The sequence below is a fragment of the Curtobacterium sp. VKM Ac-2887 genome (assembly GCF_015350935.1).
Classification (GTDB): domain Bacteria; phylum Actinomycetota; class Actinomycetes; order Actinomycetales; family Microbacteriaceae; genus Curtobacterium.
In genome coordinates this window covers 190,838-212,156 of record NZ_JADKSB010000007.1, presented here as the reverse complement: position 1 = coordinate 212,156, position 21,319 = coordinate 190,838, and the positions used below count along the sequence as shown (strand labels likewise).

At 68.3% G+C, this 21,319-nt stretch carries 20 protein-coding genes; 8 read left to right on the top strand and 12 right to left on the bottom strand.

Annotation, left to right across the window (positions count from 1 at the left end):
* Positions 1 to 55: 55 nt before the first annotated feature.
* Positions 56 to 1,573 carry an APC family permease gene (locus ITJ69_RS10425; RefSeq protein ID WP_159573570.1) on the top strand — a complete coding sequence of 506 codons (1,518 nt, stop codon included), beginning with the start codon at positions 56 to 58 and terminating at the stop codon, positions 1,571 to 1,573.
* The gene (locus ITJ69_RS10420) at positions 1,570 to 2,220 is read left to right on the top strand and encodes a helix-turn-helix domain-containing protein (protein WP_235035995.1); all 651 of its coding nucleotides are present in this window, start codon (positions 1,570 to 1,572) and stop codon (positions 2,218 to 2,220) included. The genes ITJ69_RS10425 and ITJ69_RS10420 overlap by 4 nt, the downstream gene beginning before the upstream one ends.
* 13 nt (positions 2,221 to 2,233) lie before the next feature.
* Here the strand turns inward: ITJ69_RS10420 and ITJ69_RS10415 are convergent, their stop codons facing one another.
* Together ITJ69_RS10415 and ITJ69_RS10410 are read right to left on the bottom strand one after the other, a co-directional pair.
* Positions 2,234 to 2,857, bottom strand: coding sequence for a hypothetical protein (locus tag ITJ69_RS10415; RefSeq protein ID WP_228505341.1), 624 nt, complete (start codon positions 2,855 to 2,857; stop codon positions 2,234 to 2,236).
* A gap of 131 nt (positions 2,858 to 2,988) precedes the next feature.
* Positions 2,989 to 3,741 (bottom strand): helix-turn-helix domain-containing protein, encoded by a 753-nt coding sequence (locus ITJ69_RS10410; protein WP_194672722.1) that lies wholly within the window; start codon positions 3,739 to 3,741, stop codon positions 2,989 to 2,991.
* A 108-nt stretch (positions 3,742 to 3,849) separates the two neighbouring features.
* Here ITJ69_RS10410 and ITJ69_RS10405 point away from each other — a divergent pair, with 108 nt between their 5' ends.
* The 3 genes from ITJ69_RS10405 (at position 3,850) to ITJ69_RS10395 (ending at position 6,668) form a co-directional block, all read left to right on the top strand.
* Complete coding sequence (locus ITJ69_RS10405; protein ID WP_194672721.1) at positions 3,850 to 4,536, top strand: SDR family NAD(P)-dependent oxidoreductase; 687 nt, start codon at positions 3,850 to 3,852, stop codon at positions 4,534 to 4,536.
* Positions 4,537 to 4,785: 249 nt separating this feature from the next.
* Entirely contained in the window at positions 4,786 to 5,997 is a 1,212-nt protein-coding gene (locus tag ITJ69_RS20960) for a sensor histidine kinase (protein WP_123937167.1), read from the top strand.
* A complete protein-coding gene (locus ITJ69_RS10395; RefSeq protein WP_194672720.1) occupies positions 5,994 to 6,668 on the top strand; it encodes a response regulator in 675 nt (224 codons plus the stop codon). The genes ITJ69_RS20960 and ITJ69_RS10395 overlap by 4 nt, the downstream gene beginning before the upstream one ends.
* On the opposite strand, the gene ITJ69_RS10390 is transcribed toward ITJ69_RS10395, so the two are convergent.
* The 9 genes from ITJ69_RS10390 to ITJ69_RS10350 all read right to left on the bottom strand — a co-directional run bounded on the left by ITJ69_RS10390 (position 6,665) and on the right by ITJ69_RS10350 (position 18,028).
* On the bottom strand, positions 6,665 to 7,423 hold the full coding sequence (locus ITJ69_RS10390) for a triose-phosphate isomerase family protein (protein ID WP_194672719.1): 759 nt from the start codon (positions 7,421 to 7,423) through the stop codon (positions 6,665 to 6,667). The genes ITJ69_RS10395 and ITJ69_RS10390 overlap by 4 nt on opposite strands.
* Positions 7,420 to 9,126: a dihydroxyacetone kinase family protein gene (locus ITJ69_RS10385; RefSeq protein WP_194672718.1), complete on the bottom strand. Its 1,707-nt coding sequence runs from the start codon at positions 9,124 to 9,126 to the stop codon at positions 7,420 to 7,422. The genes ITJ69_RS10390 and ITJ69_RS10385 overlap by 4 nt, the downstream gene beginning before the upstream one ends.
* Entirely contained in the window at positions 9,123 to 10,514 is a 1,392-nt protein-coding gene (locus ITJ69_RS10380; RefSeq protein WP_123339283.1) for an MFS transporter, read from the bottom strand. Before ITJ69_RS10380 ends, ITJ69_RS10385 begins: the two co-directional genes overlap by 4 nt.
* Positions 10,515 to 10,677: 163 nt before the next feature.
* Positions 10,678 to 11,457 carry an SDR family NAD(P)-dependent oxidoreductase gene (locus ITJ69_RS10375; RefSeq protein ID WP_194672717.1) on the bottom strand — a complete coding sequence of 260 codons (780 nt, stop codon included), beginning with the start codon at positions 11,455 to 11,457 and terminating at the stop codon, positions 10,678 to 10,680.
* A gap of 11 nt (positions 11,458 to 11,468) precedes the next feature.
* The gene (locus tag ITJ69_RS10370; protein WP_123311187.1) at positions 11,469 to 12,422 is read right to left on the bottom strand and encodes a 3-hydroxyacyl-CoA dehydrogenase family protein; all 954 of its coding nucleotides are present in this window, start codon (positions 12,420 to 12,422) and stop codon (positions 11,469 to 11,471) included.
* Entirely contained in the window at positions 12,419 to 13,453 is a 1,035-nt protein-coding gene (locus tag ITJ69_RS10365; protein ID WP_159573908.1) for a sugar phosphate isomerase/epimerase family protein, read from the bottom strand. Before ITJ69_RS10365 ends, ITJ69_RS10370 begins: the two co-directional genes overlap by 4 nt.
* Positions 13,454 to 13,544: 91 nt before the next feature.
* On the bottom strand, positions 13,545 to 14,261 hold the full coding sequence (locus tag ITJ69_RS10360; protein ID WP_159573909.1) for a GntR family transcriptional regulator: 717 nt from the start codon (positions 14,259 to 14,261) through the stop codon (positions 13,545 to 13,547).
* Between the two features lie 363 nt (positions 14,262 to 14,624).
* Positions 14,625 to 16,367, bottom strand: coding sequence for an ATP-dependent nuclease (locus tag ITJ69_RS10355; protein ID WP_194654212.1), 1,743 nt, complete (start codon positions 16,365 to 16,367; stop codon positions 14,625 to 14,627).
* A 332-nt stretch (positions 16,368 to 16,699) separates the two neighbouring features.
* Positions 16,700 to 18,028, bottom strand: a complete 1,329-nt coding sequence (locus ITJ69_RS10350) for an MFS transporter (RefSeq protein ID WP_228505338.1) — start codon at positions 18,026 to 18,028, stop codon at positions 16,700 to 16,702.
* A 96-nt stretch (positions 18,029 to 18,124) separates the two neighbouring features.
* On the opposite strand from ITJ69_RS10350, the gene ITJ69_RS10345 reads away from it, so the two are divergent.
* The 3 genes from ITJ69_RS10345 to ITJ69_RS10335 are packed head-to-tail and all read left to right on the top strand — an operon-like array spanning position 18,125 to position 20,276.
* Positions 18,125 to 19,174 carry a galactosyltransferase-related protein gene (locus tag ITJ69_RS10345; RefSeq protein WP_194672716.1) on the top strand — a complete coding sequence of 350 codons (1,050 nt, stop codon included), beginning with the start codon at positions 18,125 to 18,127 and terminating at the stop codon, positions 19,172 to 19,174.
* Positions 19,174 to 19,584, top strand: a complete 411-nt coding sequence (locus tag ITJ69_RS10340) for an NUDIX domain-containing protein (protein ID WP_131845013.1) — start codon at positions 19,174 to 19,176, stop codon at positions 19,582 to 19,584. The genes ITJ69_RS10345 and ITJ69_RS10340 overlap by 1 nt, the downstream gene beginning before the upstream one ends.
* Entirely contained in the window at positions 19,581 to 20,276 is a 696-nt protein-coding gene (locus ITJ69_RS10335; protein WP_131845014.1) for a TauD/TfdA family dioxygenase, read from the top strand. Before ITJ69_RS10340 ends, ITJ69_RS10335 begins: the two co-directional genes overlap by 4 nt.
* 122 nt (positions 20,277 to 20,398) lie before the next feature.
* Here the strand turns inward: ITJ69_RS10335 and ITJ69_RS10330 are convergent, their stop codons facing one another.
* Positions 20,399 to 20,977, bottom strand: a complete 579-nt coding sequence (locus ITJ69_RS10330; protein ID WP_200849260.1) for an NADPH-dependent FMN reductase — start codon at positions 20,975 to 20,977, stop codon at positions 20,399 to 20,401.
* Positions 20,978 to 21,319: the final 342 nt, after the last annotated feature.

Sequence of the window (21,319 nt, the reverse complement as noted above, 5' to 3'; positions counted from 1 at the left end):
GCGGCCGAAACACCACCGAGACACGGGCGCAACGGCGCAGCCCTACGGTTGCCGCATGACCGCGCTCGACCGAGCCATCGCCGACCCGCCACGGGTGCCCGGCGTCGGCACGCGCTCCCCCGTCGACGGGTTGTCGCGGCGGAGCATCGGCCCGGTCGACGTGCTCGCGCAGTCGGTGTCCGCCGTGGCACCGTCCGCTGCCGCGACCACGATCCCGGTCCTCGTCGCGACGGTCGCCGGCCAGGGTGCCACGTGGTCGCTGCTGGCCGCGATGGCGCTGTCGTTCCTGGTCGGGCGGACGGTGAACCAGTTCGTCCGACGCGTCGCCGGCACCGGGTCGCTCTACACCTACGTCTCGCTCGGGCTCGGCCCGGTCGCCGGGGTCGTCGCGGGCGCAGCACTCCTGCTCGGGTACGGCTTCATCGCGATGTTCTCGCTCACCGGCAGCGGCTACTACCTCGACTACCTGCTGTCCCGCTTCGTTCCGGCCGCCGGCGACGACGCCCTGGTCACGATCGTCGTCGTGCTGGTGATGGGCGCGGCCGTCTTCGCGGTGATCGCGCTCGGGGTCCGGTTGTCGACCCGGCTGACCCTGCTCGTGGAGTCGCTGTCGGTCGCGGTCATCGTGGTCCTGATCGTCGCGCTGGTCGCGCGCCTGCACCCGGCAGACGCCTCCGCCGTCGCCCTCGGGCCGACGCAGCCGGCGTCGTTCGCGGTCGGCACCGCCCTCGCCGTGACCGCGTTCGTCGGGTTCGAGAGCGCGTCGGTGCTCGGTGTGGAGGCCCGGCGCCCGTTCCAGGCGATCCCCCGCGCGATCTCGTGGACCGTCCTGGTCGCCGGCGTCCTCTACGTGGTCAGCGCTGCGGCCCAGCAGATGGGGTTCGCCGCCGTGGGCGCCGACCTCGCGTCGAGCGCCTCGCCCGTGAACGAGCTGGCGAACGCCTTCGGCATGCAGTGGATCGGGTGGGCGCTCGACCTCGGGATCGCGGCGTCGTTCGCGGCGTGCGCGATCGCCTCGACCACGGCGCTCGTGCGGGTCCTGTTCGCGATGGGCCGCGAGGGAGTCCTGCCCCGGGTGCTCGGTCGGGCGTCGCCGCGCTTCCGGACCCCGTTCGTGGCCGGCGCGGTCGCGTGCGGCGTGCTCACGGTGCTGCCGGTCCTCGGCCTGGCGAGCGGGATCCCGACGTGGACGCTGATGGAGGCGGAGCTCGTCGTCGCCGCCCTCGGGTACATCGCCGCGTACGCCCTGACGTGCTTCGCGGCCCCGGTGTTCCTGCGGCGCATCGGCGAGCTGACGACGGGGGTCGCGGTCGTCGCCGTCACGACCGGGGTCCTGCTGACCGCCGTCCTGCTCACCTACCTCGGGGTCGAGGCCGCGTCGTCCCGTTGGCCGGCCGTCGCCCTCGCCGTCGGGACGGTCGCTGCGGTGGTGGTCGCGTTCCTGGTGGCCACGCGTCGGCGACCCTGGCGGCGGGGTCGGAGCCGCGCCGTGTACGACGTGCCGGTCGAGGCGGACCTGCTGGGGGCCTCCCGTCCGTCCGCCGGAACTGGCCACCAGGCGGAGGTGCGGTGAGCGAACCCGGACTCCGCGCGCGGCAGCCGAAGGCGATCCAGAACGCCCTCGCGGTGCTGGAGGCCGCCGCGCACGCGGGACCGGGCGTCACCGCCCAGCAGATCTCGGAGGCCCTCGGGATGCCGCGGGCCACCACGTACCGGCTCATCACGCTGCTCGTCGAGGACGAGTACCTCGTCCGGTTGCCGGACCTGCGCGGCTTCGCCCTCGGCCACAAGGTCGCCGACCTGGCCGGGGTGTCGCCGGCACCGGCACTCGCACCGCTGCCCCGGGCCGTGCGGTCGGTGCTCGCCGACGTCCGCTCCGCCGTCCGGGCGGGCGTGCACCTGGCGCGCTACGACGCCGCCGGAGTGCGCGACATCGACGTCGACCCGGACTTCCCGCTGCTCGACGAAGCCGCGCTGCGGGCGACGCCCGGGTCGAGTGCGATGGGGCGGTTGCACGCCGAAGGGGGCCTCGGACCGGTCCACCAGGTCGGCGCGTTCACGGCGGGGTTCGGGTGCCTGGCGCTGCCCGTCCGCGGCGAGCGCGGCGAACTCGTGGCAGGGCTGACCCTGTCGGCGCCGGCCGCCCGGGTGTCGTCGCCGGGGGACGCACTGGTGCACCTGCGCCGGGCGGTGACACGGCTCGAGCCGCTGCTCGGGTGAGGAAGGACCTCGCTCAGGACGCAGCGCAGTCGGCGACGAACGCCATCAGCGGAGTCGCATCGTCCCGCGTGAAGAGGACGTCCAACGCCTGGTTGAACTCGAACTGGCGCACGAACGGGATGCTCACCGCGTCGTACCCCTCCGACATGAGCAGACCCGTCATCATCAGGCGAGCCGTGCGCTTGTTGCCGTCGAAGTAGAACTGCGATCGCGTCGCCGCTGCGAAGTAGGCCAGCGCACGTTCCCGGGGGTCCTCCAGCGCTCCGACGAACGCACAGATCGATGCGAACCGCGCTTCGAGCTCGTCCTGCTCGATGGCCTCGTGCACCGCGACGCGGCCGTGCAGGTCGTCCGAGACGACCTTCGACAGCACGAATCCCTGTGACGCGACGAGCGCATCGAGATGCGTGTAGCCGTCGACGAGCGCGAACACCTGGCGCTCGTCCTCGATGGGGTGCCCGCCGACGGTGACACCGTCCAGGAGCGTCCGGACCTCGGGCAGGGTGAAGGTGTTCCCCTCGAGCGCTGCGGCGTTCCACACGAGGTCGGGGAGCACGGCGCTGAAGCGGTGGCGCGCACGCGAGGACGACGACCGTCCGATGCGACCGAGGTCGATCCGGGCTGCGTCCCACGACACCCCGGTCGCGGCGAGGGCCTCGTCCGGTGCCGTCCGGACCGATCCGGGGCGCTCATCGGGTGGGACGGGCGTCGGCCGCCCCGGCCGCTTGACGTACGAGCCAGGGCCGAGGTCCCACGGCTACTGCGGACTCATCGGCCACCCCGCGCGTACTGCGCCACTGCGCTCCGGGCGGACTCCCCGAGGCCGGCGGCGTCGATGAGGCCCTGGCGTGGGTCGACGAGGTGGACCGCCTCGATCTCGGTCGCGCCGATGAACACGGACGGGTGCGCGGGCACGACGGCGACGTCCACGGCCTCACCTCGTCCGCGGCGGAACGTGTCACCGAGGAGCTGGGCGAACGCGCGGGGATCCTCGGTCCAGACGATCGTCGGCGCGACGATGCCGTCACCGATGCCGAGTGCGTCGAGCGCCGCCCAGCCGGACAGCGCCCACGGCGCGTTCGACGCGCGCCCGGCGGACACGAGGCGATCGATGTCCCACGTGTCGGCGGTGAGCAGGACGGTTCCGTCCCGGTGGAGCGGACCGGCCGCAACTCCGGCCTCTGCGATCACGGCACCAGCGTCCGCGTGCTCCGCAGTCCCGACGAACCGCTCGAGACGTGCGACCCACTCGGACGCGGGGTCGGCCCAGTCGGCCAGGCGGTCATCGCCGAGCCGTGACCGCGCCGCCACCGCCGCGAGGGGATCGCTGAGGACGGAGAGGGTGACGTCGAGGTCGAAGCCCGCCGCGATGGCGAGCTCGCGGAGGTCGTCGACCCGCGGCGACGCGCCACCGAGCATGCGGTAGACCGTCGGCCGGCTCACTCCGGAACGGGCAGCGATCCGGGTCGCACCGAAGCCAGCGGTGCCGCGGAGTTCGGGGATGACCTGATCGATCTGCATCCCGCGATCGTATCAAGGATGAGACAGTTGCGGAAAGTTGTCTCGAATTCGAGAACACTTGCGCAGAGTCCCATGACCTCGGCCCGGTGATCGGCATAGCGTGGGCGCGTGGACCTCGAACTCAAGAACCGTGTCGCACTCGTCGTCGGAGGCAAGGGGTACATCGGTGCCGCCGTCGCCGACCGCCTCCGGGCCGAGGGGGCGACCGTCGTCGTCGCGTCCCGCAGCTCGGACGACTCCGACAGCAGCGTGTCGATCGACACCGCCTCGCAGGACTCCGTGGACGCGGGCATCGCCGCCGTCCTCGAGCGGCACGGGCGCATCGACGTGCTGGTCGTGACCGCTGCCCCGAGCGCGAGCACCCTCGACCCGGCCCGGAAGTCCGACCCGAAGCAGGTCCTCGACGCGATCGACGGCAAGGCGCTCGGGTTCCTCCGCGTCGCGAACGCCGTGCTCCCCACCCAGCGCGAGGCCGGGTTCGGCCGCGTGGTCGTCGTGAGCGGGCAGAACGCCTACTTCTCCGGCAACATCACGGCGTCGCTCCGGAACACGGCGGTGAGCGTCATCGCGAAGAACCTGGCCGACGACGTGGCAGGCACCGGGGTCACGGTGAACGTCGTCAACCCCGGGACCGTGACGGACAACCCGTCCGCCGAGGTCCGTCCAGGGGGCCCCGGCGACTCGACCCCGCAGCAGATCGCGAACCTCATCGCGTTCCTGTCGTCGCCGCTCAACGCGGTGTCCGGCGAGTCCGTCTCGATCGCGCACCGCCAGCGGGGATCCGTCGTCGTCTGAGCCCGAGTACCGGGTGCTCGCCCCTCGCTTCACCCGCAGGGACGAAGCGCTTCGCCCCTGCGCCCGATGCCCCGGCGACTCCGGACCGCGAGTCTGGTGACATGGAGTCCTCGACGAAACACACGATCGCCACGCTGCTGCTCTGCGCCGCGATCGTCGCCACGACCGTCATCGCACTCGCCGCCATGACCCCGGGCGCGTGACGTCGGTCCGCGCTGCCCGGCGTGGGCGGCATGCGATGATCGAGCCGTGACGGACCGGCGCACGTTCATCCGGCCGCTCGCCACCCGTTCGATCGTCGTCGACGTGGCGTGGGCGGTCCTGGCGGCGTTCGTCTTCCTGCTACCGCTCGAGGTCGAGCTCGAGCACGCGAGCTTCTTCGCCGTGCTCGCCGCCGCCGGCGCGATCGCCCTCCGCCGGGTCTCCCCGTCGGCGGCGATGCTCATGGTGGTCGTCCTCGGGATCATCCAGGTCGGCGGCGGCGAGCGCCCGTCACTCGTCGACCTCGCCATCTTCGTCGTCATCGGCACCGCGGCGGTCGTCGGGACCCGGACCGAGGTCATCCTCTCCGGGGTGCTCGCGCTCGTCGCGGGTGTCGGCGCGACGTTCTACCTCGCCGTCACCGGCTTCCGGTACCTGGTGCTGCTCAACGGCCCCCGCGACCAGGCGTTCCTCGCGATGGCCGCACCGGTCGCCGCCCTCCTCGGGGTGTGGGCGGGCGGCGTCGCCGTCCGGGCCTTCCGGTCGCGCGACCGCGAATCCGTCCGTCGAGCCGATGCCGAGGCTGCCGCGTCGCGCGCCGAGGCCGTCGCCAGCGAGGCCGAGGCGACCGCCACCCGTGCCATCGACGTCGCGGAGTCGGAGCGCATCCGCGCGGACATCGCCCGTGACGTGCACGACGTGGTCGGCCACTCACTCGCGGTGATCATCGCGCAGGCCGACTCGGTGCCGTTCCTGGCCGACGAGGCCCGCATCCGCGAGGTCAGTGCCACCATCGCCAGCACCGCCCGCAGCTCCCTGCTCGAGGTCCGGCAGGTCCTCGGGCACATCGACGGCTCCGGGGAGACGACCGATCCCGGCTCGCTCGAGGAGATCGTGCAGGGCATCCGCGACGCCGGAGTCGACGTCGACCGCACGGTGCGCGGCGTCCCGGTCCCGCTCCGCCCGGACACCGGCACGGCGGCCCGGCGCGTGCTGCAGGAGATGCTCACCAACGCGCTCCGGCACGGCGCTCCGGGGCTGCCCGTCGTGGTCCGCGAGACCTGGCGGAGCGCCGACGTCGTGCTCGAGGTCGAGAACGTCGTGGGTGACGGCACCACCGGGGGCTCCGGCCGGGGGATCGACGGCATGCACACCCGCCTCACCGCACTCGGCGGGTCGTTCGACGCCGCCGCGCTGGACGACGTGTTCGCCGCACGCGCCCGCATCCCGTTCGACGTCCAAGGGGGACCCGTCCGATGACCGAACCGATCACGATCTTGCTCACCGACGACCAGGCACTGTTCCGCGCGGGTCTGCGCGTGGTGCTCGACGCCCAGGACGACATGCAGGTGGTGGGCGAGGCCGCGGACGGCACCGAGGCCCTCGCCCGCATCCAGGAACTCCGACCCGACGTGATGCTGCTCGACATGCGGATGGCCGGCATGGACGGAGTCGAGACCGTCCGGCAGCTGTTCTCCGGCGCCGTCGAGGGCCCGCTCCCCCGCGTCGTCGTGCTCACCACGTTCGGCCTCGACCCCGCCGCCGCGACCGCGATCCGGCTCGGTGCGAGCGGCTTCCTGCTCAAGGACGCCACCCCGACGTTCCTGTTCGCGGCGGTCCGGGCGGTCCACGAGGGCAGCTCCGTCATCGCCCCGAACGACCTCGCGCAGCTGTTCGGGGCCGACGTCGCGAGGGCACCGGCTCCGCAGCCGCCCGAGTTCCAGGCGCTGACCGAGCGGGAGCGGGTGGTGTTCGGCTGGGCGTCCCGCGGGCTCTCGAACGCCGAGATCGCGACGAAGGAGTACGTCACCGAGTCGACCGTGAAGACGCAGATCTCGAGCATCCTCGGCAAGCTCTCGCTGCGGGACCGCGTGCAGCTCGTGGTCTACGCGCACGACCACGGACTGGCGGGTACCCGCGACGGGTCCTAGGCCGCTGCGACCTCGTCGAGGATCGCCTCGACCGCAGCCGGGTCGTGCGCGAACCGACCGAGGAACAACCCGCCGATCCGCCCCTGCCCACGGGTGAGCAGGCCGGGCCCGGCGCTGCCCCCGTACAGGACCGTGCTCCCGCGCAGCTCGGGTCGCGTGGCGAGGTGCTGCTCGATCCCCGTGAGCACCGCCACGATGTGGTCGTCCGGCGCCGGTGCGGGCGCACCGATCGCCCACACCGGCTCGTAGGCGACGGTCATCGCCCCGGCCAGTCCGTCAGCGATGGCCGTCGAGACACCACGGTCGAGCTGCGCGGTCACCTCCGCCACGGCTTCCGCCAACCGGGAGGCCCGGGTCGTCTCCCCGACACAGAGGAGCGGACGCAGGTGGTTGCGGAAGGCCGCGTGCACCTTCGCGGTGACGGTCGCGTCGTCCTCGTGGAACAGGGAACGTCGTTCGGCGTGCCCGATCTCGACGAGGTCGACCCCGATCTCCCGCAGTTCGGTGCCGGAGACCTCGCCGGTGAACGCTCCTTCGTCGGCCCACGACAGGTCCTGCGCGGCGAGGAGCACCCCCGACCCGGAGAGCACGTCGCGGACGGGCACGAGCGCCGGGAACGTCGGCGCCACGAACAGCGTCGTCGCTCCCGACCGCGTCGCGGGGTGCCGCCGGGCGATCTCCGCGACGGCCCCCGACCACTCCAGGGTCCGGGCGTGCGAGAAGTACGTCTTCAGCGACACCCCGATGGTGATCACGGCGCGAGGGTATCCACGATGAGCGCGAACGACACCGCACCGGGGTCCGGTGTGCCGACGGCCTGCTCGGCGTGGGTGCGTGCGCGGCCCATCTTCGGCACGAGCGACGCGGTGGCGTCGGCGGCCTCGCGGGCGGCGCTGACGGCGTCGGCCCAGGCGTCCGCGAGCGACGCTCCCGCGTCGACCCGGGTGCGGAGCACCTCGTCGAACGGCACGAGCGCGTCCACCATCGTCTTGTCGCCGACGGTCGCACCGAACGCGAGGACCGCCTCGGTGGCGGCGTGCACCGCGCTCTGGACCGTGGCGGCCGACGGACGCTCGTCATCCCCGAGGACGCGACCCAGTGCCTCCAGGGCGGCTCCCCAGATCGCACCGGACGTGCCGCCGGCCTTGTCCGACCAGGCGTCTGCGGCGATCCGCAGGACGGAACCGACACCTGCGCCGGCGGTTACTGCGTCCGCGGCTGCGGCCGCTGCGGCGTGTGCGCCGCGCTGCATGCCGATGCCGTGGTCGCCGTCACCCGCGACGGCGTCGATCCGGCCGAGCTCGTTGGCGTGCTCGTCGAGGAGCGCGCGGACGGCGGCGAAGCCGGCCGCAGCCTGCTCGCCGACCGCGCGCGAGTCGTCGCTCGCAGCGCCGATGGCGACGCCCTCGGCGTCCGCTTCCACGGTGGAGGGGTCGACGCGTTCCTGCGGGACGGCGCCGCCCTTGCGGTACGCGGGGGTGTCCGCGGGCGCTGCCCAGAGTTCCTCGAGTTCGTCGTCGAGCCAGAACAAGGTGAGCGAGACGCCGGCCATGTCGAAGCTCGTGACGAGTTCGCCGACCTCGGGCTCGACGATGACCACCCCTGCGTCGGCCAGCCGCTGCTGCACCGAGCGGTAGACGACGAAGAGCTCCTCGTACTTGACGCTGCCCAGCCCGTTGAGGATCGGGACGACGCGCGCGCCGTCACGGGTCACGCTCTCCGGCAGCTCGTCGAGCAGTCGGGTCACCAGCAGCGACGCCAGCTCGGACGCCGTCGGCACGTCGGTCTCGTCGATTCCACGTTCGCCGTGGATGCCCATGCCGATGGCCATCCGCCCCTCGGGCACCGTGAACAGGGGTTCGTCGGCGCCGGGCAGCGAGCAGCCGGAGAACGCGACGCCGAACGACCGCGTGCGGTCGTTGGCGCGCTCGGCGACGGCCGTGACCTCGTCGAGGCCGCGGCCCTGCTCGGCGGCGGCACCGGCGACCTTGAAGACGCAGAGGTCGCCCGCGATGCCACGCCGTTCCTGCGCGCGGTCCGCGGAAGCGCTCACCACGTCGTCGGTGACCCGGACCGTGCGGACCGGGATGCCGTCGGCCTCGAGCGTGCGGGCCGCGGCGTCGAAGTTCAGGACGTCACCGGCGTAGTTGCCGTAGCTCAGCAGCACCCCGCCGCCGTGCTCGGACGCCCGCGCGACACCGGCGACCTGCTGGGCGCTGGGACTGGCGAACAGGTTGCCCATCGCGGCACCGGCTGCCAGGCCCGGCCCGACGAGGCCACCGAACGCCGGGTAGTGGCCGGAGCCGCCACCGATCACGACGGCGACCGTGCCGTCGGGGCTGGTGGTGGCGCGGGCGACGCCGCCGTGCACCTTCCGCACCCATCGCTCGTTCGCGGCGACGAAGCCGTCGGTCGCTTCGTCGGCGAAGTCCGCCGGGTCGTTGAACAGTCTGGTCACGCGTTCGTCTCCTTCGACGTCGTGGTGCGGACATGCGAGGTGTCGAGGAGATCATCCGCCTTCGACCCCCGGAAGAACTTCGTGCAGAAGATCATCACGGCCGCGACGAACGCCAGGACCCCGAGCGAGACGATCCCGAACGCACCGCTGTCGGTCGGCACCACCTCGTTGATCGCCGTGCGCATGATCGGGGCGACGAACCCGCCGAGGTTGCCGAGCGAGTTGATCAGGCCGATGCCCGCCGCGGCGGCGGCCCCGGTGAGGAACGCCGTCGGGTACGCCCAGGTGATCGGGCCGACGGCCAGGAAGCTCGCGACCGCCAGCGTGATGAACACGATGCCCAGGATCGGTTGCCCGTTCGCACCGGCCCACGCCGACCCGAGGATCGACAGTCCGGTCGTGATGTAGAACATGGTCCCCCAGCGACGACGACGGCCGACCGAGTCCGCCTTCGACCCGACCAGGTAGCAGGCGACGAGTCCGACGAGCCACGGGATCGCGGTCACGAGCCCGACCTGCCACCCGACGTCCTGCCCGAGCAGCGAGGAGACCTGCTGCGGCAGGTAGAACGTCGTGCCGTACACGGCGACCTGCAGGCAGAAGTAGATGATCGTGAAGTACCAGACCCGGCCGCTCGCCATGGCCTTCCAGATGCCGGTCGGGCCGTCCGCGCTGCGGGCGGTGTCCTCGCGCGCCATCGCCGCGGTGAGCGACTGCTTCTCGCCCGGTTCGAGCCACTTCGCCTGCTGCGGACTGTTCGTCAGGAACACCAGGGCCGCGATGCCGGCGAGCACCGCGAGGATCCCCTCGCCGAAGAACATGACCTGCCAGCCGTGGAACGGGGTCGCCTGGTCGCCGAAGCTCAGCAGTCCGCCGGACAACGGGGCACCGATCATCTGCGAGAACGGCTGCGCCAGGTAGAAGATCGCGAACATCCGCACGCGCACCTTGTTCGGGAACCACTCCGACAGGTACATGATCACGCCCGGGAACAGCCCCGCCTCGGTCACACCGAGGATGAAGCGGAGGACGATGAACATCGTGTCGTTCGTCGTGAAGGCGAACAGCGCGGCGACGATGCCCCACGTGACCGCGATGCGGGCGAGCCAGAACCGGGCACCGAAGCGCTTGAGCAGCAGGTTCGACGGGATCTCGAAGATCGCGTAGCCGATGAAGAAGATGCCGGCGCCGAGTGCGAAGGCCGCGTCGGAGATGCCGCGGTCGACGCTCAGGGCCTCTTCGGCGAAGCCGACGTTGGTGCGGTCGAGGAACGCGACGAAGTACAGGATGACGAGCATCGGCATCAGGTGCTTCGTCGCCTTGCCGATGGCGGACTTGAGGCCGGGGTCGTTCGTCGACCCGAGCGCGGGGGCAGGGGGAAGTGACACGGGTTCGCTCCTTTGCGAGCACGGTGCGGTTTCGGGGCGTCCGGCGGTCGGGCCTGGTGGCCGTTTGGCCGTTCGGCCGTCTGGCCGTCTGGCCGTTCGGCCTGTCGGACGGGAGGCACGGATCGCGTCGCGCGGACGGCGCGCGATCCGTGGCCGGTCGGCTCTAGTGCATGTACAGGCCGCCGTCGACGTTCAGCGTCTGGCCGGTGACGAACCCGGCGTCCTCGCTGATCAGGTACGCGATCGCCGCGGCGATGTCCCGCGGTGTGCCGATGCGCGACAGCACGCCGTCCGCTGCCATCTCGGTCTTGCGCTCCTCGGTCAGGGTGCCCCCCATGATGTCGGTGTCGATCGGGCCGGGAGCGATCGCGTTGACGGTGACGCCGCGCGGGCCGAGCTCGCGGGCCAGGCCACGGGTCAGGCCGATCACGCCGGCCTTCGCCACCGTGTACGGGGTCTTGCTGAAGGTGCCGCCACCGCGCTGGGCCGAGACCGACGACAGGTTCACGATGCGGCCGTAGCCGTGCTGCACCATCGACTCCGCTGCCCGCAGGCTGGCGAAGTGCACGCCGTCGAGGTTGATCGACAGCACGCGGTGCCACTCCCCCTCGGGCAGGTCGAGGTAGGCGTGCGCGGACGAGACGCCGGCCAGGTTGACGAGAGCGACGACGGGGTCGAGCTCGGCCTCGATCGTGTCGAACGCCGCCCGGACCGCGGACTCGTCGGCGACGTTCGCGCCGACGCCGACCGCACGGACGCCGTGCTGCTCACGGATCTCGGCGGCGACCTGCTCGCTCGCCGTCTGGTCGAGGTCGATGATGCCGATGTCCCAGCCGGCCTCGGCCAGGTGGTGGGCGGTGGCGCGACCGATGCCACGCGGTGATGCCGCTCCGGTGAGGACGGCGGTGCGGGGCTGGTTCTGCGTGTTCGTGTTCGTGTTCATGCTCGTCCCCCTCAGTGGATCGGGGCCGGGCCGAGGTCGTCGAGCAGCTTCTGCATCGCGACGTAGGCCTTGTTGCGGTAGGCGACGAGTTCCGGCGTCCGGTCGGCCGGCACCTCGAGGTACCCGGCGCCGGACTTCGTGCCGAGCTCGCCCGCGTCGACGTGCTGCTGCAGCGACGGCGGGGTGGCGAAGCGCTCGGGCCAACGGGTCTGCAGCGACTCGAAGCAGAACGCGTAGACGTCGAGACCGGCCATGTCGGCGATCGCGAACGGGCCGAAGAACGGCAGGCGGAACCCGAACGTGGTCCGCACGATGGTGTCGATGTCGTCGGGGGTGGCGATGCCCTCGTCGGCGATCTTCGTGGCCTCCTCGAACAGCGCGTACTGCAGGCGGTTCAGCACGAACCCGGTCGAGTCCTTCACCCGCGCGGACTGCTTGCCGGTCGCGGCGACGACGGTCTCGCCGACCGCGATCGCGTGCTCGTTCGTGGTCGGGTGCGGGATGAGCTCGACGCCGGGGATGAACGGGGCCGGGTTCGAGAAGTGCACACCGAGGAACCGCTCCGGGCCCACGACGGCCTCGGCCAGCGACTCGATCAGGATCGTCGAGGTGTTCGAGCCGATGATCGCGTCGGGGCGGGCGGCTTCGCTGATGCGGCGGAGGGTCGCGTGCTTGATCTCGATCTTCTCGGGGACGGCCTCCTCGATGAAGTCTGCCTCGGCGACCGCTTCCTCGATGGAGGCGGCTGCGCTGAGGTGGGCGTCGACGCGCGCCACGGCGTCCGCGGGGAACAGGCCGTCCGTGACGAACTGCTCGGTCTCTGCGATGAGCCGGGCGCGGTTGGACGCGGCGATCTCGGCCGAGACGTCGGCGATCCGGACGGTGTGGCCGGCGAGGGCGAGGACCTGGGCGATCCCGCCGCCCATGTAGCCGGATCCGACGACGGCGATGTCGAGGGTGCTCATCGGGTTGCTCCTTCGGTGCTGGTTGCTGCAGTCGGGGTCGCCGTCGCCGTCGCCGTCGCGTCGAGCTTCGTCGTCGCGAGGACGGATCGGATGTACTGCTGGTTCGTGGCGCAGACGCCGAGGCTGTCCCCGCCGTACTGCTCGGTCATGACGATCCCGCGGAACCCGTCGGCGACAGCGTCGCGCAGGACCTGGCGGTAGTTGATGAGGCCCGTCTCCATGGTGCTCGGCGCGCTCGTCGCCCAGCTGCCGTCGCCGGCCTCGTCACGCGTGTAGTTCTTCACGTGCAGGTAGTTCGTGTGCGGCATGGTCTTCGCGAAGAGCTCCCGCCAGTCCTCGATCGGCCGGTGCAGGCGGATGAGGTTCGCGACGTCCGCGTTCAGGCCGACGTTGTCGAGCCCGATGTCCTCGACCAGTCGCACGGCGCTGTCGGCGGTGCCGAGGTAGGTGTCCTCGTACAGTTCGAGGGCCATCGGCAGTCCGACGCTCGCAGCGTGCTCACCGAGCTCCCGCAGGCGCTTGACCGCGGCGTTCCAGACCTCGGGGTCGTCCGGGTCCTTCGGGCCCTGCGCCGTCCAGAACCACAGCGCCCGCTTCTGGGCGTCCGTGAACGGCTGGTGCAGGCCCGTCGAGAACACCTGCATGCCCCACTCGGCCGCCGCGTCGATGGTGCGGTGGGCGTAGGCGAGGTTGTCCTCCTCGTGCCCGGGCTGGATGACGCTCCTGCGCTGCAGGTGCACCGAGGGGATCCCGATGCTGTGCGCCTTCGCGACGGCGAACAGCTCGTCGCGGCGGGAGCGCTCGAGGTCGGCGGGGCGGATGTGGCTGTCGGCGAGTTCAGCGAGCGAGAACCCTGCGGCTGCGATCTGTGCGAACACGTCGTCCCAGACCTCAGCCGGGGCATCGTGGAACGCAGTGCCGTCGCGCGTCACCTGGGCGAAGCCGTGCAGACAGGCGGCGATCGGCCAGGTGTCCGACGTCCAGGTGGTGGGGTCCCAATCCTGGTCGACCCAGTCCTGCGGTGTGCTCACGGAATGCTCCTTCGCATGTCGGGGTTCGGCGGTGAACCTCTTTCCTATAGGAAAGATACTCGCACCGCGACAGAGCGCAACCCCTGCGGGATCAGCTCGTGTGCGAAGCGTCCTCGCGCGACCGGAGCCGGACGGCGTCGATGTGGTGCCGCATCGCCGCGACCGCTTCGGCCGGCCCGACCGCGAGGGCATCGACCACCGCTCGGTGCTCGTGCACGGCGCGGTCGGTGTCGTCCCCGCCGCCCTCGACGATCTGCCGCATCCGGTGCACGCGGGTCGTGATGATCTCGGACATCTCCTCGAGGAACGGGTTCCGCGTCGCGTCGAAGATCAGCTGGTGGAACTGCCAGTCGCTCCGGAAGAACCGGGCCATGACTTCTTCCGACGCCTCAGCCGCACCGACCGCCGCGACCTCGTCGGCCACCGCAGCCTGCTCGTCGAGCGCCGTGCCGAGCCGCTCCCGCAGGGCGTCGACGTCACCGCGCGCAGCAAGCTCGACGGCGCCGCTCTCCACGATGAGTCGGGCGTCGAACAGTGCCTCGAGTTGGTCGCCGGCCAGGGGTGGGGAGACCCGGTACCCCTTGTTCGCTTCACGGGTGACGAGGCCGGTGCGTTCGAGTTGCACCAGGGCTTCGCGCACCGGCGTCGGGGAGACGCCGAGGGTTCGGGCGAGCCCATCGATCGACAGCCGCATGCCGGGTTCGACGTCGTGGCCCATCAGGACCTCGAGCACCCGGTCGTAGACGCGGTCACGCAGGCCGAGCTGCGCGATGCGTTCCGTCCCGAAGCCGGGCATGGTCGTCGACATGGGTCGATCCTAGAGAATCCACGACTCGGGCTCAGTGTGGGGGCTCGGAGTCAGCGTGCGCCATCAGGTCCAACACCTTCTTCGATGTCGCCTCGACGTCGCACTCACGTCGCCCATGGGTTGGTCACCCCTCCCCGCGCGCCGATATGGCGCTCTTATGTCAACTCGAACGACACTCAGCTCAAAGAGGTTGTCGGTTTCTCTCGCGGCGAGGATTACTGAAGTAAGCCAAATCGCACGCGCAACTGGTCAATTGCCGCTGTTTCAAGCTGGTGCACGTTCCCGTCGACTCGGCGGTCTTGAGCCCCCCCCCGATAGGGGAAAGCTCATCGAGCGCTAGAGATCCGGCATACAGGAACGGGATCAGTTTGCCCCGAATTCTTCAAGTTGTCCGAGAAGGGTCTTCACATCGTCGCAGACCTCCTCAACGAGCAATTCCTTGGCAACCTTCACGGCGGATACTCCGAACCTGCTAAGAATGTCCTTCGCATGGATGTCACAGAGCGTCGCGGGCACGTCGGCGTCGGTGAAGTTGGCGCCAATCGCAAGTGCGAATTCGTTTTGGAGAATTTCTCGGACCTGCTCTTCCGACATGCCTGACGCACGTGCCAGGGCAGCAGGATGGACTAGATAGGACTCGATGTAGCGACGACGCCACTTGCGAGTAACGAACCCGTGGACACTTGGCATTCGCTTGTCCTCAAGATCCCCGCCGACTGTCATCATTGGGTCCTCGTCACGATCCCGAAGGCTAAAGGCATCGATGGAGCCAAACTCATCGTCAAGTGCTCGCCATAGAACCTTCCGCTCTTTGTGCTGGTCGCTGGTCTGCCAATGTGCAATCCAAGTCGGGAGAGGGAACCCGATAGTCTCTCCAATCGCCCTCAGCACCGACGCATCGCTAGTACCCTCGTAAAAGAATACTTTTTTGCTATCCCTCACCTTTTCGATACGTGGCGCGTAGGTTGACCCGATCCCAACGAGTAGGCCAATCTTCTGTTCTTCGCTTTTTAAGTAGCGAAATTTTCCTCCCGCGCGAACCTCAAGAACGTCCGTCGGATCGGTGGTCTTCAAAATCTCGCTCGAATGGGTTGCGAGGAGCACCTGCTTTTCAAAACGGGAAGCAAGGTATCGAAGACGATCTACGAGCTGAGCTTGCAGCGAAGCATGTAAGTGAGCGTCTGGCTCATCGAAGAGGAGAATGTCCACGCTGCTGGACGTTGCAAGCGTGTAGACGCTAAGCCACTGCAGAAATCCGCTTCCTTCCACCATTAGGTCTCGGGAGTTATATCCCGCGTGGCGGGTTAGTAGGTAACCGTCGACCTCACCCTTCACCACGTTGGCCTGAATATAGGTATGGTACTCATCGTCGAAATCTGCGATCGATATTTCGGCGGAGAAGACCTCACGGAGCGTCTGCTGGAGGAGCTCCCAGGGATCGGACGCTCGTAAAGCCCGCAGATCGGGATCCGAGATCTTTTGCTTTTCTCCGCGAAGTCGCTTCCGTTCGGCAGTATTCGCGTCTCGCATGTCGAGCAGCAGGTTCCGCAGAATGGCACCAGCCAAACCTTCCCCAATGCGCCTGCGGCGTAACGCCCCATACGTTCTTTCTTCGCGAGCCGAGATCCCGGCAAACGGGGGTAGATACGCGAGCACGGGAGGCCGATCTCCCTCATGCAGGGTGGTTTCGGCAACCTTGATAAACAAGCGATCGTTCGCTAGCGCTAACGAGAAGGCGAGCTTGTGCTCGGTCTCGCCGTCGTTCCACTCGCATGCGATCAGGAGGGTATAGCCGTCAGGGTCTGTATCAGTTTTCTGCGTCTTGAGGTTGCTCCACAGGTGCTTCAGCGACGGGACGTTGATCGGAGAGAACTCGTCATCTCCAAGTCCGAAGCCCTGGCTGCTTGTCATGCCGTTTAGCAGCGCATTGCTGCCCTTCTGAGCAACTGTCGCGACCTTGCAGAACTCCCAGACGGCGAGGGCTTGAAGCAAACTCGACTTGCCGGCGTTGTTCCCACCCGCAACGATCGAGAGACCTGGCATGAGAGCCACGTTGCTCTTGCCAAACTGCTTGAAGCGCCGAAGTTCCACACTCGTGAGATGCACGTTCGCCGTCCCCCTGGTCTCATGCAAGTGAATACTTGTCATAGCTCATCATGGATCCGGCAGGTAGTCCGTTCCCCGCGCCGCGACCTTGAGGAAGCGTCTCTTAGCCCCACGGTTGGAGACAGTCTCGCAGCGGAGGCCGTCGTTCTGGGGTATACCCCACCGCCGCCACTGCGACTTCACGCGTCGCTGTAGTTCTAGGGCCCGTGGTGGGGCTTCTCGACACACTTGCTGGCGGGTCCAGAGGCCGTGCAACAACCGCTCGAGGAGGCGGCAGGCCGCGTCAGCAGATGCGCAGCGAACCAAGGTGCCGAGACGGCGAGGTGTAACCGTTACGGCTGAGCTGCTGCTCGTCGACGTGTTGAGATGCTGACGGCGAGGATGATGCACAGTGCTACAAGTGTCAGCCCAGCGCAGATCAGGAACATGTTCCGGTAGCCGCCGATGAGCGTCGTGAGCGCGACGAGTCCACCGGAGACGACTGCACCGACCCGTCGAACGTTGGTGAACAACCCTGACGCCAGCCCTGGTCGAGGGATGACGTCCTGGAAGAGCGTCAGTCCGACACCGGCGATGACGGCAAAGAACGCGGCGTTGAGTAGTTGTGCGGCGACAAGCTCGATGGGCCCTTGCACGAAGGCCATCGCGACGTAGTAGCAGGCGCCGACAACGCAGGCAGCGGCGATGAGGGTCAGGTTCGAGAAACGGGTGGCGAGCCTGCCAGCAAAAAGCAGCGCTGGGATCTCGGCGGCGGCGGCCACAGCGAGCGCAACGCCGGCCCAGACGACGGGCAGGTGCAGGGTGCGGCTGACGTAGAGCGCGAGAACGGACGTCACGACGTAGTTCGTGGCCTGAAGCGCCACGAACGCGATGCCGATGCTGCCGATCGCGATGACGGGAAGCTGCCCGCTCGCGGCCTCGTTCGTGGCGGCCGCGTGTCCCACGTCGAGTGCGGAGGACCGCCGTCGGAGGATGAATGTCGTCATCAGTCCGAGCGCTGCGATCACCGCGATCGCGAGGAGGACAGCGCGGTCTCCGAAGGCTCCGGCGAGGAGGGTGGCGATCGGAGGGCCCGCCACCCAGGCGAAGGAAACGACCGCGCGGGTGTTGATGATGGAGCGCTGTGGGAACCCGGTGGACCGGAGGTGCGCGAACAGCAGAGACGAGCCGACGCTTGCGGGACCGCCGAACACGATCAGCGCAGCGACCGCTGCGATTAGGTTCGTTGTGAGCCCCAGGACCGCCATCAGCGGCATGGTTGCCAGTCCCGACCACATGATCGGGGTGAGGTAGTTGCGTCGTCGGTCCGCGAGTAGCGGGATCACGAGCGAGCTGACGAAACCGCTGACGTTGTACAGCCCGAGCGCGAGACCGATCTGCGCTGCGGTGGCGTTGAAGTGGCCAGCGAGGATGAGGGCGAGCGCCGGGTTGAAAAACGCGAACTGCAATCCCCAAGCGAACGCCGCGGTCGGGACAACCCCTGCAATGCGCGGAGCCTGAACGTGTCCCGGTAGGGGCGACGCAACCGCTCTTGCGGAGTCGGCTGGCGTGGTTGCATCGGTCGGCTCTGAACTTGGAGGTCGGATGGCTCCCCCTGGACTCGACGGTGAACAAGACGTAGCGTGCAGGTGAACGATACGTTCTACGGCGCTGAGCGCCAACCAATTCGTACCAGGCCAAGGGGGGCCTCTCACGATGTGGAAACCGATCAACACCGCGCCGTCGACTGCTTGGGGATACCAGTCGGGAGTGGGCCGATGAGCTTCATCCGGGGGCGAACCTTCGATCCTCGGAACTCGATCGCCGGCGCAGCAGTCGCGTATCTGGATCCGAAGTCGTGGGATGTCAGCGCGACCTGCTGGGCGTCAAGCCAGGACGCCAATGCTGCCGCTGCGCGTTGGTTCGGACTGGTCGCTCGCGACCTCGGAGAACCTGTCGACGCTGCCGCCCTGTTCCTTGAGCTCCGCGCCGAGCTCGAGATGCAACCGGCCAGCGCGGAGATGGTGATGCTCGCGGATGAGATCGAGTCGCACAGTCGGCTCTTGTTCCACCGCTCCACAGCCGAGCAGGCGGCCATGCCGCCCGCTCGGCCCGCCAGCCAGCACGTCGCGATCGTGATCCCGTTCCGCTCGAGCAGTGACACGCCCCTGCGTACCGCGAATCTCGACACGGTTGTTCGTGCCCTCGAACGTCAGCAACTACCAAGAGATCAGTACTCGATCATCGTTGTCGAAGAAGCAGCAGAGACGGCCGTTCCAGACGATCTCGTCTCTCGAGTCGATACGTTCATACGGCTTCCCTACACGGGCCCGTTCAACAAGGCGCTCGCCCTTAACACGGGTGTTGAAGCAGCGCCCTCCGATGCGGTTCTCTGCTTGCTCGATGGCGACATCGCACCGGACGAGCACTTCGTTGCCCGGAACGCATCTCGCGTTGCCACGCGACCTGACGAGGCGCACCTGCCGTACTCGGACATGTTCTGCCTACTGACCGAGGACAGCGCAGCGATCCGACGGGGTGAGCAGCCCGGAGACGCCGGCCGTACTGGCTACGTCATCACGCATCCTCCCGGTGGATGCGTGTTCCTCACGGCCGCGCTCTACCGAGCTGTCGACGGCTTCGATGAACGGTTCATTGGCTGGGGCGGGGAGGACCGCGACTTCATCAACCGGATCGAGGCCCGGACCAACGTTCGTCGACACCCCGAGCTCCTCAGCCACCTGCACCACGAGCGTCCGAGAATGCGCGAAAGCCGGGAGGAAATCATGACGACGATCGCCCCAGCTTCCGGAAACCGGATCAACTGATGGACGTCTCGTTCAAAGCCGTCCTCTTCGACGACGCAGGACGAGTGCTCCTGGGCACTAACCCTCGCGACGAGTGGGAATTGCTCGGCGGGCGAGCAGACCCCGAAGACTCGGGACCCGCCGACACCATCGCCCGCGAACTCGTCGAAGAAGCTGGCGTTCCCATCCGCATCGACCATCTCATCGATATCTGGTACTACGACATACCTCATGAAGGCCGCGTTGCAGTTGCCAGCTACCTCGCCCACTTCATCGGCCCCGCGACCATCCAGGCGAGCCACGAACACTCGCGGCTTGCGTTCTTCACCATCGACGAACTCGACGGGCTCAGCATGCCCTCGCAGTACGCCACCACCATCAGAGCCGCTGCCACGTACCTGCACGACCGTCAACAGAAAGGGATCCAATGACGGACACCATCGAACTGACACGACCCAGCGACGTCGACCGCGCAGCAGAACTCAAGCAGCAAGTCGATAGCGACGGCATCGCACTATTCAAGCTCGCTTCCCGAGACGAACTCCTGACTTTCAGTCGAGGATTCGGGGACCTCCTCATGCACCGCGATGCGGAACCCGACACCGTCACCGTCGTGAAGCACGTTCCCGACAAGGAGGGTCTAGACGGCTACGCGGGGCTCGCGGCCGGCCCACTGCGTCCGCATACTGACGGGTCCGGGAACGACGTCGTGCCGAAATACATCACACTGTGGTGCGCGAAGAACGAGGGCAGCGGTGGACAGTGCACGATGGCGGATGGTCAGGCCGTGGTTGAAGACCTCCTGCGTGACACTCCTTGGGTGGTCGAGAAGCTCGCTGCTGAGAACGCTGCGATCTACAAGTCCGGTTCGGAGCAGTACAGCGGGCCCGTGATCTGGAAGGACAACGACCGCTGGAAGATCCGGCTTCGGATTGACTCGAACGGGTTTTTCTCCGCTGAAGCTTTGCATGCCGTCGAAGTGCTCCGTGAAGCCATCGCGGCGAGGACGTTCACCTTCCCGCTCGAACCCGGGGACGGATACATCATCGACAACGAACGCTACCTCCACGGCAGGCTCACGTTCAGTGGCGCACGTGAGATGTTGCGGACGCTAATGCTCTAATCCTCACCTGATCCTCCACAGCGCTTTCGACAGGATGAGCGCCCGACGGCTGGCACCTGGTAGGTGCCAGCCGTCGCCTCTCCGCTCATATGGCGCTTGCGGTCAAGAACAGCGATCGGGTGTCAGACTTCCCAGTCCGACGAGTATGTTCGCCCCTGGAGCAGGGTTGCGAGTTCGGCGTGCACCGTCATGGTCTTCTCCAGCCGAGCGGCTCGATCAACGGTCAGCGATCCCGCGTCCCAGTCTCGTTCTGAGAAGTACGCCGCGTACGGGTTCACGACGCACTTGAAGTCGAGCATCAGGGACTGTCCGAGCGCCGCGGTCGCCATGTAACTGTGCGGCAGGCCCGCGGCACAGACGAACGTGATCACTTTGTCGAACCACGCCGCACGACGCCCGTTTCCGGTTGCGCCCGTGGCCTCAAGCAGTGACTTGACGATCGAGGACGGCACCCAGTTGTAGATCGGGAACGCCAACACCACTCCGTCAGCCTCACGGATGAGAGCGTGTAGAGTGCGGATCGAGTCACTCTCGAAGATGCGGTCGTTGTCGAATGGCGGCAGGTTAACTGCTGCGAGATCTATGACCTCCGATTGGTGTCCAGCCACAGTGAGCAGCGTGGCCGACCGCTCGGCAAGACGGCGACTGATGCTCGCCGGGTCGAGGCTGCAGGAGATGACCGGCAAACGCAGAAAGCTCACCTCTGCACAGTACCGAGCGGAGACAGTACACAGCGGTGACATTGCCCAACTGTCGTCTCGTCAGCCCGCCAACCGATGAACCAGGTCCACGCCGACATCGAGGTGGAAGACACCGGCTAGCTCGGGATATCTGGCGCTAGCGCCCGCTCGTGCGGAGTAGCTGCGTGATCCAGATCAGAGTCGAGCGCTTGCGCGTCGTTCCAAATGGCGGTGAGCCTAGCGAGCGCGGCGTCAACGGCAGCGTCCGTGGCACCGAGCTCGGCGTAGGTCTCCTGCAGTATGACGCGTCGAACCGTGACGGCTGTCGCGCGATCACGCCGACGACTTCCGCGATTGGGCCGT

What these genes read in the sequence shown, in the direction of transcription:
- ITJ69_RS10370 (WP_123311187.1), bottom strand. Translation starts at nt 12,422, where the DNA reads ATGAGCACCCTCGACATCGCCGTCGTCGGATCCGGCTACATGGGCGGC.
- ITJ69_RS10335 (WP_131845014.1), top strand. Translation starts at nt 19,581, where the DNA reads ATGACGGACACCATCGAACTGACACGACCCAGCGACGTCGACCGCGCA.
- ITJ69_RS10425 (WP_159573570.1), top strand. Translation starts at nt 56, where the DNA reads ATGACCGCGCTCGACCGAGCCATCGCCGACCCGCCACGGGTGCCCGGC.
- ITJ69_RS10395 (WP_194672720.1), top strand. Translation starts at nt 5,994, where the DNA reads ATGACCGAACCGATCACGATCTTGCTCACCGACGACCAGGCACTGTTC.
- ITJ69_RS10345 (WP_194672716.1), top strand. Translation starts at nt 18,125, where the DNA reads ATGAGCTTCATCCGGGGGCGAACCTTCGATCCTCGGAACTCGATCGCC.
- ITJ69_RS10410 (WP_194672722.1), bottom strand. Translation starts at nt 3,741, where the DNA reads ATGCAGATCGATCAGGTCATCCCCGAACTCCGCGGCACCGCTGGCTTC.
- ITJ69_RS10375 (WP_194672717.1), bottom strand. Translation starts at nt 11,457, where the DNA reads ATGAACACGAACACGAACACGCAGAACCAGCCCCGCACCGCCGTCCTC.
- ITJ69_RS10340 (WP_131845013.1), top strand. Translation starts at nt 19,174, where the DNA reads ATGGACGTCTCGTTCAAAGCCGTCCTCTTCGACGACGCAGGACGAGTG.
- ITJ69_RS10360 (WP_159573909.1), bottom strand. Translation starts at nt 14,261, where the DNA reads ATGTCGACGACCATGCCCGGCTTCGGGACGGAACGCATCGCGCAGCTC.